The sequence below is a fragment of the Bifidobacterium psychraerophilum genome (assembly GCF_000741705.1).
GTDB classification, from domain to species: Bacteria; Actinomycetota; Actinomycetes; order Actinomycetales; family Bifidobacteriaceae; genus Bombiscardovia; species Bombiscardovia psychraerophila.
Genome location: NZ_JGZI01000009.1, coordinates 685,598 through 705,288, shown reverse-complemented (window position 1 = coordinate 705,288; position 19,691 = coordinate 685,598). Strand labels below are relative to the sequence as shown.

Annotated in this window: 12 protein-coding genes; 3 read left to right on the top strand and 9 right to left on the bottom strand. The window is 59.2% G+C overall.

Translation table 11 applies throughout. The features are described 5' to 3' along the window. The 4 genes from BPSY_RS06925 to BPSY_RS06910 all read right to left on the bottom strand — a co-directional run bounded on the left by BPSY_RS06925 (nt 1) and on the right by BPSY_RS06910 (nt 3,926). Nucleotides 1-1,119 carry a PTS fructose transporter subunit IIC gene (locus tag BPSY_RS06925; protein ID WP_033496609.1) on the bottom strand — a complete coding sequence of 373 codons (1,119 nt, stop codon included), beginning with the start codon at nt 1,117-1,119 and terminating at the stop codon, nt 1-3. Nucleotides 1,120-1,196: 77 nt separating this feature from the next. Beyond that, nucleotides 1,197-1,508 (bottom strand): PTS fructose transporter subunit IIB, encoded by a 312-nt coding sequence (locus BPSY_RS06920; protein ID WP_033496611.1) that lies wholly within the window; start codon nt 1,506-1,508, stop codon nt 1,197-1,199. 31 nt (nt 1,509-1,539) lie between these two features. Continuing rightward, nucleotides 1,540-2,439, bottom strand: a complete 900-nt coding sequence (locus BPSY_RS11945; RefSeq protein WP_081884307.1) for a PTS sugar transporter subunit IIA — start codon at nt 2,437-2,439, stop codon at nt 1,540-1,542. Continuing rightward, nucleotides 2,436-3,926: a BglG family transcription antiterminator gene (locus BPSY_RS06910; RefSeq protein WP_033496612.1), complete on the bottom strand. Its 1,491-nt coding sequence runs from the start codon at nt 3,924-3,926 to the stop codon at nt 2,436-2,438. Before BPSY_RS06910 ends, BPSY_RS11945 begins: the two co-directional genes overlap by 4 nt. A 435-nt stretch (nt 3,927-4,361) precedes the next feature. On the opposite strand from BPSY_RS06910, the gene BPSY_RS06905 reads away from it, so the two are divergent. Then, nucleotides 4,362-5,048 carry an SDR family oxidoreductase gene (locus BPSY_RS06905; protein WP_033496614.1) on the top strand — a complete coding sequence of 229 codons (687 nt, stop codon included), beginning with the start codon at nt 4,362-4,364 and terminating at the stop codon, nt 5,046-5,048. A gap of 138 nt (nt 5,049-5,186) precedes the next feature. Beyond that, the gene (rarD, locus tag BPSY_RS06900; protein WP_052118889.1) at nt 5,187-6,113 is read left to right on the top strand and encodes an EamA family transporter RarD; all 927 of its coding nucleotides are present in this window, start codon (nt 5,187-5,189) and stop codon (nt 6,111-6,113) included. A gap of 23 nt (nt 6,114-6,136) precedes the next feature. Here rarD and BPSY_RS06895 read toward each other — a convergent pair whose 3' ends face one another. From BPSY_RS06895 to BPSY_RS06880, 4 genes are all read right to left on the bottom strand, one after another. Further along, nucleotides 6,137-7,714, bottom strand: a complete 1,578-nt coding sequence (locus BPSY_RS06895) for an ATP-binding cassette domain-containing protein (protein ID WP_051921786.1) — start codon at nt 7,712-7,714, stop codon at nt 6,137-6,139. A gap of 531 nt (nt 7,715-8,245) precedes the next feature. Beyond that, entirely contained in the window at nt 8,246-9,394 is a 1,149-nt protein-coding gene (locus BPSY_RS06890) for an Mrp/NBP35 family ATP-binding protein (RefSeq protein WP_033496742.1), read from the bottom strand. 336 nt (nt 9,395-9,730) lie between these two features. Next, nucleotides 9,731-12,316, bottom strand: coding sequence for an NAD-dependent DNA ligase LigA (ligA, locus tag BPSY_RS06885; RefSeq protein WP_081884306.1), 2,586 nt, complete (start codon nt 12,314-12,316; stop codon nt 9,731-9,733). After that, nucleotides 12,309-15,686, bottom strand: coding sequence for a tetratricopeptide repeat protein (locus tag BPSY_RS06880; RefSeq protein ID WP_415926602.1), 3,378 nt, complete (start codon nt 15,684-15,686; stop codon nt 12,309-12,311). The genes ligA and BPSY_RS06880 overlap by 8 nt, the downstream gene beginning before the upstream one ends. 209 nt (nt 15,687-15,895) lie before the next feature. On the opposite strand from BPSY_RS06880, the gene BPSY_RS06875 reads away from it, so the two are divergent. Further along, entirely contained in the window at nt 15,896-18,253 is a 2,358-nt protein-coding gene (locus BPSY_RS06875; protein WP_052118890.1) for a hypothetical protein, read from the top strand. A gap of 93 nt (nt 18,254-18,346) precedes the next feature. On the opposite strand, the gene BPSY_RS06870 is transcribed toward BPSY_RS06875, so the two are convergent. Further along, complete coding sequence (locus tag BPSY_RS06870) at nt 18,347-19,672, bottom strand: pyridoxal phosphate-dependent aminotransferase (protein ID WP_033496617.1); 1,326 nt, start codon at nt 19,670-19,672, stop codon at nt 18,347-18,349. Nucleotides 19,673-19,691 lie beyond the last annotated feature (19 nt).

Sequence of the window (19,691 nt, the reverse complement as noted above, 5' to 3'; positions counted from 1 at the left end):
TCACATAACTTGAACGTCATCAAAATCAAGCTCTTGCTCTTCAACGGCCACACTGCCCGATGCACTCAACTCATCCGCGGGTATGTCTTTTTTGATCAGTGCGTAAACGGTGCCTGTCACGACTATGTTGACCGCAATAGCCAATACACCGACCCACCAGTTCGAGCCCATGGTCGGCAACATCAGGAATCCGCCGAAGGGGACCGTTGCCCCTTCTCCTCCTGTCAGGGACATCAGCAAAGCGCCTTCGCACATACCTCCAAGACCAGCCGCGACAACACCGCGCACGAGATCGTTCATCACTATCGGGATGGAACCTTCAACGATGTTGACCACACCCATCGGCACTGCCGACTTCAAGGTCTCAACCTCCTCATGGGTATAGATATTCTTGCGAATGAGTTTTGCAACCAGGAATGCAAAACCGAAACCGATCGGTGTGGCGGTATTGGTCAGTTGCAGAGCGGTAACGGGCCCGTTAATCCCCTGCGCCTGCAAGGTCAGAGCAAAGGCAAATACCGTTTTATTAATAGGGCCTCCGAAATCGACAATGCTCAAGGTTCCCAGCACGCCTCCGAAGATCAAATTGGAGGCGCCATTCATGCTGTTCAATAAGGAGGTAAGCCAATCGGTGAACCAAGAAACCGGCGTGCCGATGATGTACACCATAATCAAACCGCTGCCTATCGAGGCCAGGAACGGCACGATGAGCGTAGGCATCAGACCCTTCGCCCATTGGGGTACTTTGAAGTAGCGCAATACCGCGAAAGCGAACCAACCTGCGATGTAACCGCCTACTATGCCGCCAATGAATCCGGCGCTGATCGATACCGCTGCAAGACCCGTGACGAAGCCAGGTGCGATGCCTGGTTTACCGGCGATCGAGAAAGCGATGCCGGTGGCGATTATCACAGGCAGCATGCCGAGCGCTTTGCCGCCCAGCGTTGCCAGTGCTTGGAAGAAGTCGAATTTACCCATCACCAGGGCATCTTGGCTTTTACCGCCGAAGGCCATACCGATTGCGATAATGAATCCCGCACCGCAGACTATGGGGATCATATACGAAATGGCCGTAAGGAGATGCCCCTTAAAATTAGCTCTTTTCCAAAATAATTTCATTTCTGACGTCCTTGTCATCATTGATGTTGTTGATCGTTACCATTGACGGAGACTCATTGCATACTGAGTCTCCACCCCTACTGCTTCGCTAGTTCATGGAGCTTCGCGATAAGTTTGTTCGGCGATTTGATAGCCGTGGCCGTGGAAACCTTGACGACCTTTTTCCCGTCAAAACGTTCTTCGCCTGCTATTTTCACATCGACTGCCAGAATCACGATGTCTGCGCCATTGATGTCCTGCTCAGTCAACTCATTTTCGATGCCTATAGTGCCTTGGGTCTCGATTTTTACCTGATCGTTCACCGCTTTTGCGGCATCTTCCAGCTTCTGCTGTGCCATATATGTGTGTGCAATTCCCACAGTGCATGCACTGACTCCAACAATGTTCATCGTGTTGCTCCTTGTTTGTAATATGAAGAATTCAATCGCTAAACGTGGCGATCACGTCGTCGATGGTATTGGCCTTCAGCAGACCTTCGATCACCTCGTTCTTGCCCAGTTTGCGAGCGAATAAGGAAAGCATTTTCAAATGGTCCTGAGAACCCTGTCCCCCTGCGCCAACCGTTAACAGCACGACCACTTTCGCCCCGGTATCGTCAAGAGATTCCCATTCGATTTCATGATCGAGGATCGCAATGGCGACACCGTTACGAGTAACCGTTTCGCTGCGGCCGTGAGGAATCGCAACATGTTGACCGATACCCGTGGCACCTTCGCGTTCACGCTGATTCACGGCTTGTACAAACTCGTCAACCGAGGAAATATAGCCTTGCTCATACAAGCGTTGTGACAGAGTTGCTATGACCTCGTCTTTTCTCTCAGCTTCGACCTTGGTCAGGATAGTGTTCCTATCGAGAACGGCATTAAGAGATAACGGTTCCACTGTTGTTTTCCTTCTACTCGCGAATATTGTTCGTATTTCCCTCTGATCACCCAAGCTCAATCGATCCATCACCTGATCATCGGCAATATCGGTGTAGAACTCTTTCAACTCACCCGCATCGCGTGCAGATGGAGTCGTAGGAATCAGGGAAAAAACGTAGCGATCCACATCGGCACCAGGGCACCAATCCAGGAGGGGATGCCTCAGCTTCACCATGAGCATGACAGCGTGTTCGACCGCCGCATGCTGAGCATGGGGAATGGCGACATTGGGTGCAACCAGATCGTTACCGAGGTCCTCACGCGTAGTCAGTGCCCAGGTTATCGCATCGGAGTCCACGATCATCCTCTCGTCAAGCAGGTACTGAGACACCCTTGACAGCAGAGCGGCCTTATCGTGGACCTGCCAGTTTGGCTCCCAAAGCAGCAGTCGTCTCATAAGACCACCTCCTTATGCCTGATGCGGCTGGCTTCAAGCTCCATGCGTTCGCGGTCCTCAACAGTCAGCATTGCGCTGACCAATAAGGTGGGAACCTTGATGTCATGCGGTAAACGAATTGTGGATACGACCAGGTGAACTTCAGGGTGCTTCGCTATTTCGCCGTTGAGATTGCGTGCCGCGACGGTGGCGACGATGTTGAATTCTGAAAATCGTTTGGTAATCTTCGCTTGCAGCAGCTGGGCGGTTCCCAAACCTGTTGTGCACACCAGGATGATGTTGACCGGAGTCCTCACGTTTTCCATTGCCTGGGCAAAGTACACAGTGATGAAGCCAACTTCCTCATCACCAATGGGATTGAGCCGATACTCATCGACCAGCTGCTGGGTCGCCGATCGAACACTCTGGAAGAGTTGAGGATATTCGAGTTTGATCTGTTGAAGCAGGTTATTGATCACCCTGATGTGGTTGGCAAGACGATTCAACAGCGGCTTCATATGCTTCGACAGCGTCAGCAGAAGATCGTGTTTGTTGATGTCTTGGTATTCGGGATGCTCAGCCACCGCGTCAATGAGGAACCGCGTAACCGACAGCACACGCTCAGGGATTTCACTGGCATCCAGTTGGGTGCTGTTGATCCTTGATGAAGTCAGGTATTGATACAAGTAGTATATTTCCGCTTCCGGCAGCGTGGTGTTGAGATACTCGTTGAGGTTGCGGATAACCCGACCGCACACCTCCGCAAGATCTTCATGGCGCTTCATCATGTCGTTGTCACAGATGTCTTCGCCATCATCAATGTGCACTTTGGCATTGCGGAAACGCTCGATGAGGATGTACAGATGCGTGTAAAGATTCACACTGTATGGGTAAGGGATCTCGCTATGTATCAGTTCCTCCACGAGTTCCAGTTGGTGTGAGACGAAAGCCGCATCACGCTTCTGCACATACAGATCCGGTTGCATGGACTGGCTGCTGACGATCACATCGTCGGACACCAAGAGATCGGCGATGGCTTTGCGAATATTGCTCTCACTGCCATCGATCCAGATAAAGTCATTCGATCTGTACAGCTCGAGATGGAAGTTGCCGGCCATACGTCGGAGAGCTTTCAAATCACCGGAAATCGCGGATTCACTGATGAAGTATTTTCCCCACACCTCATGCAAACGATAGCGCTGAGGCGCGGTGATCAGGAGACGCTTGATGACTTCATCACGTCGCTCAACCGAACTCAGTACAGCAACATTCGTGGTTGCTGACGACTCATCCTTGCGATCAAAATAATTCTGCCAATTCAAGCGGTAGCCACGACCTCGGCGAGAATCGATAACCGATCCATCAAGGGATTCGCGGTTCACATCTTTGACAATTCGTGAAACGGTTTTGGTAGATACATTCAGAGCATCAGAAAGTTCTGAACCCGAAACAAAATCCCGTCTGTTCATCAGGTAATTGATGAGTGATTTTTTTGCATCTGACGCCATTGCCGTGCCTCCTTACACCCTTTGATAGTAATGAGCATTTTGGCGTCAACGCTGGCTTGTCATACACAACCTCGTCCGTTGACAACGGACATCGGCACCTTCACCATCAGTGCAGGGTGACCCCTTTTATACGGTGATTCCCGAACAGGCAGCGCGGTAGCCGGACGGCGCGACCGGGAGTTACCGCATGTGGCGGCGTTACCGGCATATTCATCGATCACGCCGCCGGCATGAGTCAGCAGAACGGTTTGGTCCCGATGCTTCCGGTCCGATACGAGGTATGAGCGAAGGAAGATGACAGAAGATCGCCCGGAAGTCCTCCACATTCAGGCACGCTTGATTATGCTGCACGGGCAATGCCCTTATCTATTCTGGTGACAGGGGTCCTTGATCGCATCCGAGTCGATTCACGACCATCATCATAGGGAGGGCGTTTTGGTACATATCACGATTATCGGCGGCCACGGCAAAGTCGCATTGCTGGCAAGCCCGATGTTCACGGCGGAGGGTGATTCGGTCACGTCCATCATCCGCGACCGCAAACAGGTCGAGGATGTTGAGGCAGACGGTGCGCATGCCCTCGTGCTCGATATCGAAGATGCATCCACCGAGGAACTCGCCAAGGCCTTCTCCGGCAGTGATGTGATCATCTGGTCGGCCGGTGCGGGCGGCGGTGACAGTTCGCGCACCTACGCCGTCGACCGCGATGCGGCGAAACGTTGCATCGATGCCGCCGCACTCGCCGGGGTGAAACGCTACATCACGGTTTCCTATTATGATGCCGACCATCCCGAGGTCTTCGGACCCGAGAGTTCCATGTTCGCCTATGCGCAGTCGAAGGCCGAGGCTGATCGCTATCTGCGCGCCTCCGGGCTTGATTGGACCATCCTCGGCCCCAGCGCGCTGACACTGGAAAGCCCCAGTGGCCGGATCACCATCGATGCCGTCAGGAAGAGCGCGGCGACGCCTTCAACATCCCGTGGCAATGTGGCGGCGGTGCTCGTCGCAACGGTGCACGCTCCGAACACCATCGGCGCCACACTGAATTTCCATGACGGAGACACCGACATCCACAGCGCCCTGCAGGCGGTACAAGCCGGGCAGACACCCTCCGGGCTCTGATCAGTTCCCATCGCGGTGCACCCAAGGCACGCCGCTTGCGGGCGACGCGGATGACCTGCGCCGCCCGGCACCCACTCTGGACATCACGATGTGCTGGCGGAAAAGTGTCGCTTACATGATGTCAGTATTATGGCGGCTATGCCTACGGCCCCACCTGTCACACAGACACCTCGCGGTCTCCTCGCGATAACCATATCCAGCGTCGCATGGGGTCTGCTCCCCATCTACTGGGACGCGTTGCGAAGCGTCGCATCCAACACGGTACTCGCCTACCGGATCATCACCACTATGGTGACGATGCTGATACTGCTGGCACTGTTACGCCGGCATCGTCACTTCTTCGCCGCCTGCGCGCGACTGTGGAAGAACAAGACGCTCTTCCTGCTGGCCGTCATCGCGGCCCTGCTCATCAGCGCGAACTGGCTGCTCTACATCATTCTGGTGAGTGTGGGCAAAACCCTGGAGGCATCGGCCTCGTACTTCCTGATGCCGGTGATGAACATGCTCATCGCGATCATCGTACTGCGGGAACGCACCAACGCCTTCGGTTGGATTTCCATAGCGCTGGCCGCCCTTGGGGTGAGCATTTTCATCGTGGGCAGCGGCGGCGTCCCCTGGCTCGGGTTGGTCATGGCGCTGACCTTCTGCGGATACGGCCTGCTGAAGCGGGTGGTGCCTCTCGACTCACTGCAATCCATCACCTTCGAGACGGCGGTGGTCACCCCTCTGGCGCTGCTGTGGCTGATATGGCAGCCCGGATTCGGGGTGGCCCATCAGCAGCCCGGCATCATCGCACTGCTGATGGGTGCCGGAATCGTGACCGCGATACCGCTTATCACCTTCGCCTATGGTGTGCAGCATTCCCAATATCTCACCGTGGGATTCGTGCAATACATCAACCCGACCCTGCAATTCCTGTCGGCGATCCTCTTCCTGCATGAGGCCATCAACCATACGATGCTGATCGCCTTCTGCGTCATATGGCTTTCCTTGGCCGTCTACTCCTTCGCGCTGGTCCTCCGTCACAGGGCCACGGTGAAAGCCGTGGATCCGGCCCTGCCATAGCTTTCGCCCCCTCCGCAGCAAGTTCACCCCAGATCCAGTGTGGCACCGCATTCGCTCCAATCGAGCTTCCACCGGATCGTGGCCACGAGGTCCAGGAAGTACGCATCGTGCGATATCACGATGACCGCGCCCGGGAAGGAGGCCAGTGCCTTGCCCAAGGCCTGCTTCGAATGCAGATCGAGATGGTTGGTGGGTTCATCCATCATGATCAGCTCGGGATGATCCCTGGCTCCCAGGCAAAGCAGCAGTTTTCGCAGCTCACCGGGTGAGGGCGAGGCACCCGTCAACACCCTGTCCGGGTCGGCATTCAACTGGGCCATGGCGCCCAACACGGATGCACGCTGCTGTGAAGGCATGTCATGGAGTGCCGCCACGGCGAGGTCCGATTCCCTCCGACCGCTTATCTGGCTGATGGACAGCACCCGCACCGGTGTCTGCTGTTCGGCGACGCATGCGAGCAGAGCACGGTACAGCGTGCTTTTCCCCGTCCCGTTCGGACCCGAGATACCGATATGGTCATGCGGGCCAACGCTCAGTGTGGGGATGAGCAGACCGCGCGCATCCGCAAGCGGGGCCTCATCGTGACCCGTCCCCGCATACGGCAGCAGCCCCTCCTCAAGACGAAGCAGCTCCTTGCGGTGGCTCGCTTCGGCGTCCAGCCATATATCGCCGTCGTAGCGTTTGCTGGGGGTCGCCACGCCCTCCATCTGCTCATGCGCCGACCTCACCTGATGGTCGATGCGTGCACTGGCGGCACCGGCCCGCGCGTCCTTCCCTGTGACGATGGCGAAGCGACGTTTGGCGAGCGCGTCATGATCCTTTCTGTCGATCCTGTCACCGCGACGTTTGGCATCCGATTGTGCGGCTTCATACACGCGATGCGCTTTCGCGGCATCCAGTCTGGCTGCGGTACGCCTGGCCTGCTTCAACTCCTCCACGGCCGCATCCCCCTCAAGGCGGGCCTGCGCCGCCGCCTGGGTGTAATTGCCCCTTCTCATCGTCAGCACCGTTTCGTTACGTCCATGCAGATGCTTTCGCTCCATGAACAGACATTGCCGCACCGTCGCATCGATCAGAGCCACATCATGCGAGATCAGGATCCCAATCCCCTGGAAACCACGCATCGCGGTGGCTATCGCCTGAGCAGTCACCTCGTCCACGTGGTTGCTCGGTTCGTCAAAGATCAGCACATCCGGCTCCAACGCCAGTGCGCAGGCCAGTTGGACGCGTTTCTGCTCCCCACCTGAGAGGGATTCGAAACGCCAGAGCCACGACTCGTCTATGCCCAGATCGTCCCTGATGCCGATCGCCGTCGGTGACCAGTCGGAGGCGAAATCTTCGATGTTCCGTGGCCGCACCGCATTATCCTGGGGGCAATACCCGAATACCAGCTTCCCCGGTGACGGCGCTATCGTGCCACGGTATGGGAGTACATCGCCCATGACGACCCGGATCAGTGTGGTCTTGCCGATGCCGTTGTCCCCCAGCACGGCGGTCCATCCCTGCGGGAAGGTCGCATTCACATTCTCGAACAGGGTGTTCGATGTGCCGATCTGGGTTACGGTGAGATTATTGAGTGTCAGTACTGTTTGCTGAGACATGCTTCCTCGATTCACATATCAATGACGTTGATTGATGTGTTCCTAGGACGAGGATGGAATGCCCTCCGGCAGCCCTTTCGTGCAGGTACCGGTGTCACGACAGCAAGCAGGGCACAGCTTGCCTGCCATATGACATACGGTGTGATATCGATTCCACGAATAATGGCATGCCCGGGCACGCTCCGGCCTTCATCGGCCGTGCGCCACCTCGTCAGTCATCGTGAAATCGTAAGAAAACCCCTTGTGTGCAGCTCCCTTGGCATGTGGGGGAACCTCATGTGCTTCAGTTCTGATACCAGCGTATCGTAACACCACAATATCGCAATACGACGGTGTTTCAGGAACACCATGGTACAGCAGAACCTGGTTACAGCAGAACCAGGTTACAGCAGCACTGTGTTACAACAGCACCGTGCTTCACCACCACTGTGTTTCACCACCACTGTGTTGCAACACCGTGCGGCGGCAACGACCCTCACCATCCACAAGCGGATCGTGGAATCCCCTGACTCTGCTGCACTCTGCAGCATCCTACGACATCAGGGTCGTTGCGAGTTTTTTGAATGACTGCGCCAGTTCGGAACTGTCCAAAGCCCCATCCTCGTTCAGCACTGCGGGACGGCCCGATTCCGCTGTCGTGCGCATATCGGTCTGCAAGGGCAGTTGGGAAAGCAGTGGCACATCGTAGTGCAGGGCATTCGTCAAGCGTTGGGAGACACGTTCTCCCCCGCCCTCACCGAAGATCCGTAGCCGCTCACCCTGATGATCGAACCAGCTCATGTTCTCGACGACCCCGCGCACGGTCATCGGCACCTGCAAGGCGACCAGGCCTGAGCGTACGGCCACATCCGAAGCCGAGGGCTGCGGCGTGGTGACCACCACCAATTCGGCGTTGGGAAGCGTCTGGGCTATGGAAATCGCCATATCGCCGGTTCCCGGCGCGAGATCCAGCAGCAGCACATCGGGGTCCCCCCACCAGACATCCGAGAGGAACTGTTCAAGCGAACGCTGCAGGCGTGGGCCACGCCAGAGTATCGCGCGATCAGCGCCGGTGAACATGCCGATCGACATCAGCTTGACGCCCCAGGCAGTGACCGGCATCAGCATACCGTTGAGATTCGTGGGCTGGGTGTGCACGCCGAAGATCGAGGGCAGTGAGAATCCGTAGATATCGGCATCGATGGCGGCCGTGTCGTAACCCATCGAGGCGAAGGTCACGGCCAGATTGGCTGTCACCGATGATTTGCCGACACCGCCCTTACCGGAGGCGATGGCGAATATCCTGGTCTTCACGCCTTTTTTGGTGAAGGGATTCGCGCGTCGGGCCTCTTTCAGACCTTCCACCAGATTGGAGAGCTTCTCCTTGCTCATCGAGGAGACCTCGATATGCGGCGTCAGCTTCGCATCCGGGTAGGAGAACACGGCACCTTTGATCTGGTTGGTGATGGTCTCGGAGAGGGGGCATCCCTCCACGGTCAGCTCCACCTGCACCACGACATCGTATGCATCCGTGGCATCCCCGGAGGCCCCCGCCCTCGGGACCGCCTCGATGGAGACGATCATACCCATATCGGTTATCGAACGGCCGAGCTCGGGATCGATGACCTTGCTCAGACGTTGATACAGATGCTGCTCGATGCTTTGCGAAGCAGCCTCTTCGCCAGCGTGCACCTCGGTCATGCTCATCCTTGACTCATCTCCTCATTCACATCCCCGCGTCCGTATCTGCGCATTCACATCTACACATCCACGTCCACACATTCACATCTACACATTCACATCCGGGCATCCACCATCACCATATATATCCACCGCCGCCACAACCACCCTAATGCCGCCACCGATAGAAGGTGTGCAGAGCCGGTGAAAACTCACCGATCCGTCTACCCGATCCTCCTACACCGCCCACACCAGCGCATCAGGCACAGAGCGCGGGGACGGACCCTGCCGGCAGGCCGGAGCGGGACCGCGCCAGACCTTCTCCGGCGGACATCCCGAGGCCGAACCCGCGCGGACTTAGGCCTCCTCAGGGGAACCGGTCTCGAGCAGCCGATGGAATTGGGCCTCGTTCAGCATCGGGACGCCAAGACTCTCGGCTTTGGCGGCCTTCGACCCGGCGTTCTCCCCCACCACCACATAGTCCGTTTTCTTGCTGACCGAACCCGATGCCTTCCCACCACGTTCGATAATCGCCTCCTTGGCGGAATCCCGGGAGAAGTCCTCTAGACTTCCGGTAACCACCACGGTCATACCCGACAATGTCTGCTTCTGGACGTGCTCCTCCACGTTCATGCCGACACCCGCCTGCTTCCACGCGTCAAGAATCGCACCACGCCAGTCGCCGCTTTGCTTGGCGGCATCGAACCACGCGACGATCGACTCGGCGATTTCGCCGCCGACACCATCCAGTTCCGAAAGCTTCTCGACCCCGGCCTCGGCCAGGGCATCCAGCGAGCGGAAACGCGAAGCGATCATCCGTGAAGAGGTGGGACCGAGATGACGGATGGAAAGCGCCACCAGCACCCGCCACAGATCCGCATGCCTGGCATGGTCGATCTCTTCCAGCATGCGCAGCGTGTTCTTGGACGGCACACGCGTCAGCCGAGAGCCCTCATCCGATTCGACGCTATGCAGATTCGAGAAGGCGTAGGTCTGGTACCACAGACCGCTGCTGCCGACCTTGCGCCGCTGCTTGCGGCTCCTGCCATCGCCCTGCTGCTCGGTGACCTCGACGATCGGCGCCTCCCTCCACACCCGCACATCGGTCAGCTCCTCGGCCTTCAGCGCAAAGAGTCCGGCCTCACTGGACAGGACGGGACGCTGGACCTCCGGCAGATGCAGATGCTCGGGGGGAACATAGGGTTCGGGCTCCTCCCCTGGTGCGACAAGCACCTCATGGATGTCAGGCGCATATACATCCAGGGAATCGGGCCGGTTCTCCTCCGGATTGGTCAGGGCTATCGCGCTCTGCTCACCCAGATGCTCGATGTCGAGGGCCTTCCGCGATGCGATATGAATGACCCTTTCGGTCAGCTGCGCCGGGCAGGATTCCACATTCGGGCATCGGACGTCGACATCGCCCTCCTTGGCGGGGGCGAGCACGGCACCGCAACTCGGGCAGTTCCGTGGCATGACGAATTCGTGCAGCTGATCCTCGCGTCCCTCCCGACGTTCGGAAACGGGACCGACCAGTTCCGGAATCACATCCCCGGCCTTACGCACCACAACCGTGTCACCGATCAGGATGCCTTTGCGCTTCACCTCCGAAGGGTTATGCAGTGTCGTCCTGGAAACCGTTGAACCGGCCACATAGACGGGTTTCAGAATCGCCACCGGGGTCACACGTCCGGTTCGCCCCACCTGCACGGCGATGTCCAGCAACTCGGTGTTGACCTCTTCGGGCGGATACTTGTATGCGATCGCCCAGCGCGGCGCACGTGATGTCGCTCCGAGCCTGCGTTGCAGGGCCAGATCATCGACCTTCACCACGATGCCGTCCAAGGCGTGCTCGATGTCGCCACGATGCTCGCCGTAGTATTCGATCATCCGGAGAATGTCATCGAATGAACCGACCTCGCGGTTGTGCGGGGAGACCGGCACTCCCCACTGCTCGTAGAGATTGTATGCCTCGGACTGATCGTTGACCTGGTCATGCCCCTGGTGGGAGCTTCCGCTCCCCCAACGCAGGGTCCCTATGCCGTGCGCATAGAAGCTCAGATGCCGTGAGGCGGTGATATTCGGGTTCTTCTGCCGCAACGATCCCGCTGCGGCATTGCGTGGGTTGGCGAAGGGCGGCTTGCCCATCTGTGTCTGCTGCTCATTCAGGGCTGCGAAGTCGTCAAGGCGCATGAACACCTCGCCACGTACTTCGACCATGCTGGGCACATCGTTCTTCGGACCGCCGAGTTCACGCGGAATAGTGCCGATGGTACGCACATTGAGCGTGATGTCCTCACCGGTGACGCCATCGCCTCTGGTCAGCCCCTGTTCGAGTACGCCGTCACGGTAGATCAGATTGAGGGCCAGACCATCGATTTTCACCTCGCAGGTCATCGGCAGGGATTTGCCCGAAGGCCAATCCAGATCGCGGCGCACACCCTCGTACCATTCCTTCAGCTCCTCGATGCTGAACACATCATCAAGGCTCATCATCCGCGTGGGATGACGCACCGATGCGAAGTCGTTGGAGAAGGTGCCTCCCACGCGATGCGTCGGTGATTGCGGGGTGTCGAGAAGCGGGAACACACGTTCCAGCTCCTGCAGGCAGCGCATGCGCGCATCATAGGCGGCGTCGGAGGAGACGGGGGCGTCATCCAGGTAGTATGCGATCTGGTCGGACTCGACCCAGGCGGCCAACTTGGTCCAGAGTCTGGTCGCCAGCTCCGTGCTCATCGTGCTGATCGGCACCGCCGCCAGAGCGAGCGCATCCGCATCGGTGGCCTGCATCGAGTCGATCCATGCTTCGCTGCCCACCGCAGGCGCCGAAGCATCCGCCGATTCACCACTGCGGGATGAGGAGGTCGATATGCTCTTCCCCTCCTGATCGCCCAACAGTTCAGGCTGTTCGGCTGACACACTCGAATCCACTGTCGCCTCAGGCATTGAGAGTCCTCAGGAATTGCGCCTGCACCACGTCGATACCTCCGTTTTCATCGTCATTCATCCTTGCGGCCGCCACCGAAAGCGTCCGTGCGGGAACGAACATACCCTGATCCACACAGACCCGTGCGGCCTGCCGCACGATCGAGGCCACCTCGGTATGCGGCCACACCGGCAGATCATAGTGCTGCAACACCCTCTGGGCATCCTCAACCGTCTGCGGAACCGGTACGCATTGCGACTGCGCGCGTGCCGTCAACTCCTGGAGTTCGGCCTGCAAAGCCGGTATCTGCCCGGAACTGATGTGCTCACTCATCAGATATGCGGCGGCGGCGATATCGAATTCATCACGCATCCATGCGGCGTACGCGAAGCGGTAATACGCGAAGGAGGCGTCGTCACGATCGAGGGCCACGCGCAGGGCATTGAGCGTGGCTGCCCGTGCGGAATCCCAATCCTCGTTCCGTGCGAGCTGCACGGCCAGCTTCAAGTGGGAGAGCGGGTATGCGGGAGCATAGGAGACCATCGCATTGAGATGCGGCAGCGATTCCTGCGCCCCCTTGATCTGCGCCAGCACATCAGCGAGTTCCATATGCGCGTAGAACAGGTTGTCGGGAATCAGCACCGTCGATTCACCCGGGGTGGCGAAGAGGCGGTTATAGACCACGCGTTCCGCATAGGAGTTGAAATACCGAGGAATGCCATTACCCAGCGCATACTTCGCGTCCATCTGCCGTACCGCGGCCTGCGCGGTCTGCAAAGCCTGCTCGGTCTGACCCGAGAACAGCAGATCCCTGGCCTTGACCCTCTCATTGTCAAGTTCGTCGGCAAGCGTGAACTTGAAATCCGGGGTGTCCCTGCCGTCGATCAATGCACTGGTCACTTCGGGTGCGAGCTCGGTCAGTTCGGGATCATCGATCGCGGTGACGATCTGCATGGCCTCCTGCGCCTTACGCACGGACGGCATATCCGTATTCATCGAAAGCTGGTGGAAATCGTTCACCGAACGCTGCAGGAGATCGACGCGCTGAATCGACAGCCCGTTGGCGTTCTTCGCACCCAGGACCTGTGCGACCCGACCCGAGAGCTCCTTATCCGCGAGCTCGGGTTCCTCCTGTGAGGCATGTGGAGAGAAGACGTTGTCACGCAAGTCGAAATCCGCGCTGACCGGTTTGAGACCACCCTTGCCGTCCACATCCATCACCGCGCCGAAGCTATGGAAGAATGCCTTGGGATCGTCGAGGCCCTGCTCTCCGAGCATGCTGAGAAATGCGCTGCGTTCGAAGGTCACGGCGGCCATATTGCGAACGGTCGGGTTGCGATGCAGCGCGCTGAGGGGATCCTCCTGATCCCCGTCCTGTGCCCCGGCGGCTCCGGAGCCATCGCCGGAGATGTCATCGAAGACATCCTGCACGCCGGTGATGGAGACCCCGGAGTCCTCGCCGTCGTCGTCCGCTTGGGCGCTGTCCTCCTCGCCGGGAACCGCGAAGGTCATCTCGTCGAAATCGACATCCTGCATCAGATTCTGGAAGGTGCTGTTCACCGAATCGTCGTCACGTCCACCTGAGGACTGCTGCGACGCATGGGCCGGATCACCGTGGACATCGCCATCCTTCGGGTCCGCCTTCGACCCCGTCGGGGATACCCGTCCCATTCGGATGCGTTCGAATGCCGCCAAGGCCTGGCTCATCATCTGCGTGATGGCGGAATCCTGCTCGGCCACCGCCTCCTCAAGACCTATCGAATCGATATGCAGCGAGACCCGTTGGACCTTCCTGTCGGCCCCGAACGCCAGGGCGGCCATCATCAGGCCCACTCTGAGGTTGTAATCGGCGCTCATTCGGGCCTTCTGCGCGTCGTCCAGCTCAACCCAAGCGTTCCGGCGCTCGTCGAAGCGACTGTTCGGCATCATCGTCACGCCTGCGGTGGTGAATGCGAGCGCCACATCACCGCCTTCAAGATTGGAGCGCATCTCCACATCGAATCGGTATGGAAGCCTCAGCCTGCGCAGCAGGGAAGACATCGTTTGCCGATACACCCACTCGGAGCCACCGGCATCGGCGGACAGCGTGGACTCCTCGTGGTCCCGCGCGTTCTGGGTGGGGTCGGGGAAATGCTCGCTGCTTTGGCCCGCCGCCTCCTGGGCCAGCTCGACCAGCATGAATGCCGCATGCTTCCCGTCATCATGAACCGGATCGAAGTTCCTGGGCAACTGCTCGTCAAGAGGCATCGCGGACAGCGCCGGGTTGTTCAGCAGAGCGAAATCGATCTGCGAGGCCTCGGCACGCGTCACCGTGTCCTCTGTCGGGAATACGCCAAAGCGGGCATTGCGCTCAAGCCATGCACCGGTTGCGGCGAAACGGTTGAGGTTGCCCTCGATCTTCAATGAACGCAGCGCCGCGGAAAACTCCAGCCCCGAATCCCATGAGAAGAAATAGCTTCCCGAGAACGAGGATGTGTACAGGTGAAGAGCCTCCGCACCATGCACCGCTTCCAGTCCGGGAACGGGATCCAAAGCTCCTGCCTCGCGCATGATGTCGCTGAAATGCTCTTCCAAACCGGAAGCGCGAAGGCCCTGGGCCTTGGCGTTGGTGGTGTCCCCGACGCTGCGGCGTATCGCACCGATCGGAGCCTCCCGATTGAGCCTGCGGAAGATGTTGCCGGAACCGAATCCGACCAGGAAACCCTGTATCTGCGGGATCATATAGGTGCTGAAGAAAGCGATGGTCACCGCATCGCGGTATTCAAGGTCGAAGCGGAATTCGTCGGGCAAGGGCGCACGCATCTGCTCAAGCGTGTACCTGTTGTCGCATTTCAACCACGATGCCAACCAGGTGAGTCTTCCGGAGGAATCACGCCCCGCCACGCCTCCCTGGGCGGCATCGACGATTTCGGGATTCGGATCATCGATGCCGAAACGCCGCCCATATGGAATCTGCACCACGTTTTCCTTGCTCAGCAGGAAACGCGGCAGCATGTCCTGGGTGTCCATCGCGGCTTCGGTGCCGACGAAGACCCTGCCCCGATCATCCGCGACGGCGATCTGCGCGAAATGGTCCTTGTCCGGGAAGACCCCCAGCGCGAATCCCGTGCCCTTGAATTCCGGGAACTGCACCCAGCCGATGGCGAGTTTGCCCGGAACACCCGGGAAGTCCTTGAAGACCCTGCGCTTGACCAGCATGGGGATGCGTCGCGAGTTCTTCTGCAACTCCTTGAGCACGAAACCATCGTCAATACCGGCATCACCCTGGTCGGGACGGGAGTCACCGGAGGCGACGCTCCCCGTCTGCCCGTGTTCGGACGTCACCCGTTCGGACAGGGACCGCAGCACCGACTCGAAGGCATCACGGGATTGGTCCAGACGGTCGACCATACCGTCCAGACCAAGCATCCGACGCAGCTGTGCAGCTAATCGTCGTCCTTGCTTTTTCACGTTCAATGGGGTTCTTCGGCTGCGAGACATAGAGGTATTCTCCCAATCCAGCCCGACATAAAGCCCTGAGAAAAAGCGCGCCGCAGCGCTGCGGGACGGGCCCGGCACGGCTTTCAGGTGGCGGCTGGGGCACGGATGTATAGAATGATGTGGTGATCGCTCCCCGCCCCGCCAAGCCACTGCCGCATCATAAATGGCGATGCGCCGTGGCCCTGATCCTGATTGTTCTTATGGAGGCGGTCGCCTTCAATCTGCCCCACTGGTCGTCGCTGCACTACCTAGGAGAACAGGCCTCCTCCAATGCCTCGGTGACCATCGGAGACGGACTCAAACGTGAGCGGAACGGCCTGCTGAGCGTGGTGGAGCCGAGCAAGGCTTATATACAGATGAGTGGAGTGGATGCGCGGGTCGGTTTCATCCACATCAGCACGAACGACGCTGCGGCAGGCAGTGGAAGCTCCACCTCATTGGCGGAGATCACGACCACCCCCGATAACAGCACCGACGTCAGATTGGATGCACTCTCCTCCACCGGGAACGGTGAGGAGGCATGGGCTGCGGGAAGCAACAGCAGCGTTTCAACCGATGTGCCGATGAGCGCCTATCTGAGGAATCCTGATGCGGGCGGCAGAACCGACTCCCTTCGTCTGTGGATCCAGGAGCCCACCGGCACGGTCGTCAGGGTCGATGGCTTTTCCGTCAATCCCCGGGTCCCCTGGCACTTCGATGCGCTGCGCATTGCGGCCATGTGCCTGATCGCATTGCTGGTTCTGGCTTTCCTGCCCCACTCATGGCTGTGGCGCACCCGCCTGGACACCGGCGACGGCAAACAGCGCCTGCTGCTGTCCTCACTGCTGATCCCCTTCATCCTGGTGGCCGTCACCACGATCATCAGCGTCATCGTATGGCCGCAACAGCAGATATTCCATAACGACAACGGATACACCTACGACTTCAACCAGTACGGGCATGTGGCCGACGCCTTGCTGCATGGCAGACCCTGGCTTGATCTCAAAGTTCCGGACCAGTTGCTGCTCAGCAAGGATCCTCTGGATATAGCGACGCGGCAGAGCCTGCTGGATCATGGAACGCAGCCCATCTACTGGGATTATGTGCTCTATGAAGGCCACTGGTACTCATACTTCGGCGTGTTGCCGGCAGTGGCGCTGTTCCTGCCATACCAGGCGATCACCTCGCTCTGGGTGGATGGCGGACTGATGCTTCCCGCGCAGGCCGCAAGCATGCTGCTGCTCCTGGCGGCAAGCGTCATGCTGCTGCTGTTGGTGATACGAATCATCAACAGGCATTTCACGGCCGTCCCGCTGGCGGTTGTGGTGATCGGCGCAATCGTGTGTTTCACAGGATCGAATCTCGGCTATCTGTGGAATACCGGCACCTTCTACACCATTCCACTGGCCGCCTCGCTGGCCTTAAGCGCCCTGGGACTGTGGCTCTGGCTTGGTGCCCGGCAGGTCAGGGACAGTCACGACGCGGCGTGGCGCATGTGGCGATGCACTGATATGCGCGCCGATAAGCGCGGCGAGATCGAAAGCAGGCTGTCCCTCCCCCGCATCGCATTGGGTTCGCTGTGCCTTGGAGCGAATCTCGCCTGCCGCCCGGCCTTCGTGCTCACCTGCCTGCTGGCACTGCCCATCTTCTGGGACGAGCTGGTGGCGCTTATCGGTCAGGCAAGGAAGCGCCCCGTCAAGCAGGGTGGGCTTGGAGAAGTCGATGGCCAAGTGCAGGACGCCCGGCGGCGCAGCGTGGCACGGCGTTCGTTGCTGAAAGCCTTCGCCGCCGCCACGCTTCCTGCAGCAGCGGCCATGATGCCGGCCCTTGCCTACAATTACTGGCGTTTCGGTTCCTTCCTGAATTTCGGCAACCAGTATCAGGTCACCGTCGTCAACCTGCGGCAGTACCAGACGCCGATCGACAACATCCCGTACATCGTCGGCTACTATCTGGGGCAGCCTCTGAGCTTCACCAGGCTGTTCCCCTGGATCTCATACGCACCTGCGCCACTGCCCCACTGGCAATACACCGAAAGCGGGGTCGGCGGTCTGCTGATGCTGTGCCCGGCGCTTATCGTCATTGCCGCGCTGCCTCTCGTCCGCCGTTTCCTGCGCTCACGGCGGGTGTTCGGCATCGCCTGGTCGCTGCTGCTGCTCGGCCTGGTGATGGCGGTATTCGACGCCTACCTCGGCGGATTCGTCTGGCGTTATATGGCCGATTTCGGCTGGCTGCTCTCATTGTGCGCGGTGATCGTTATAGCGGCCATCGCGGAGCGCAGTGGCGCGCCGAATCCCTCGACGCATGCCATGGCCGCGAATCTGCAGGCGGATACCAGGCCGGATTGGGCCGGCCGTTCCAGGGGCCTGGCGATGGGAGCGATCACGGTTCTGGCCTTGGCCGGACTGGCGATCACCCTGCTGGCAGGTGCCGCGATCACCGCCAAGAACAATCCGGACGCACTGGTGAATATCCATACGTGGTTCGCCGCATTCTGAGGCTCATCGAAAGCCTGGGGAGTCATGCCGTGCCACGGCGTCAGCCGATGCCCGCGGCAGCGCGCGGGGAAAGTCCGGCTGTTGCTCCTGCCCTCAGCGATCGATCAGCGTCTGGACCTCTGCGAGCACATCCCTGACGTTGCGCTCGAATTCCTCGCCTTCAGGCAATAAGGACAGCGCCAGATACCCGTTGGACTCCATATCGAAGAAATAGCCGGGCTGCGCGCTCACGCCATGATCGTGGATCAATCCGAGCACCAGATCATTCTCATCGATCACCGCGGGGAATCTCAGCAGCACATTCCAACCGCCCTCAGCCCGCAACAGACTCACCAGCCCATTCTCGTCCTGGTCGAGCAGGCGGCGCAGCACAGCCAGGTTCGTCGACACACGACTGCGCACATGCGCAAGCTGCGTATCGGCAAGCGCGATCAGCGCCGGTATCGCATCAGCGATGATGGAGCTCATCGGCAGGTAGTCGTCGGCGATCGCGTCCAGACGCCGCAACGCCTGGCGCACCTCATCCTCCGGCCCGGAGACCTGTATCCAGCCGACTTTGGCATGCGGGGCGGCGAGGAGCTTCGAGAAACCGTCAAGGGCGAAGGTCAATACGGATGATTCTCCGGCAAAACGTCGGTGCTGCGGCCCCTCTCCCGCGACCGTGGACGATTCGCGACGCGTGGCACTCCCCTCACCCTCGTGCCCGGGCCGATCGGAATCATCATCGAATGCATAATCGAAAAACACCTCGTCGGCGATCAGGGCCACATCATATTCCTTGCATAGGGAAAGAATCGTGTCACGCTCATGGGCACCCACATACGAGGCTGTGGGATTATTCGGGTTGATGAGCACCAAGGCCCTGATATGTCCCTGCGTATCCCGGCGCAGCGCCTCACGGATGGCTGCGGTGTCGATGGTCCACGAACCGTCATAGTGCAGGGGGTAGCTCAACGCATCCACGCATTCCAGACGTGCGATGGATTCGATCAAGGGGTATCCGGGTTTCGGCACCAGCACCGCATCCCCGGCATCACAGAGCAGCTTCATCAGCCACGAGTAGGCCTGTGATGTTGAGCTGAGCACATAGATCCGCTCGGGAGACACCTCAGGTGCCGAAGACTCCATCAGCTCTCCGGAAACGGCTGTCCCCCGGTGGCTTGGGGCACCCGGCAGGGCCCTGTTCTCCCCGACGTGCCGCCCCCGGGTGCTGAGGAAGGAGGCAAGTGTCTCACGGGCATCTCGTGGCCCGCGGGGGTCGGCATCATAGCCATGCCCCAGCATCTTCGGACCAAGACCATGATGGGTCGGATTCGAATCATTGAGTTTACGCAGGCTCGCACCGGCGCGCAGGGCGATGCCCTCGGCGACGGCGATGGCATTGGGCTCGTCAGGAACCGTTCGTGTGGAGAAGCGCATATTCGTATTCACCAATTCC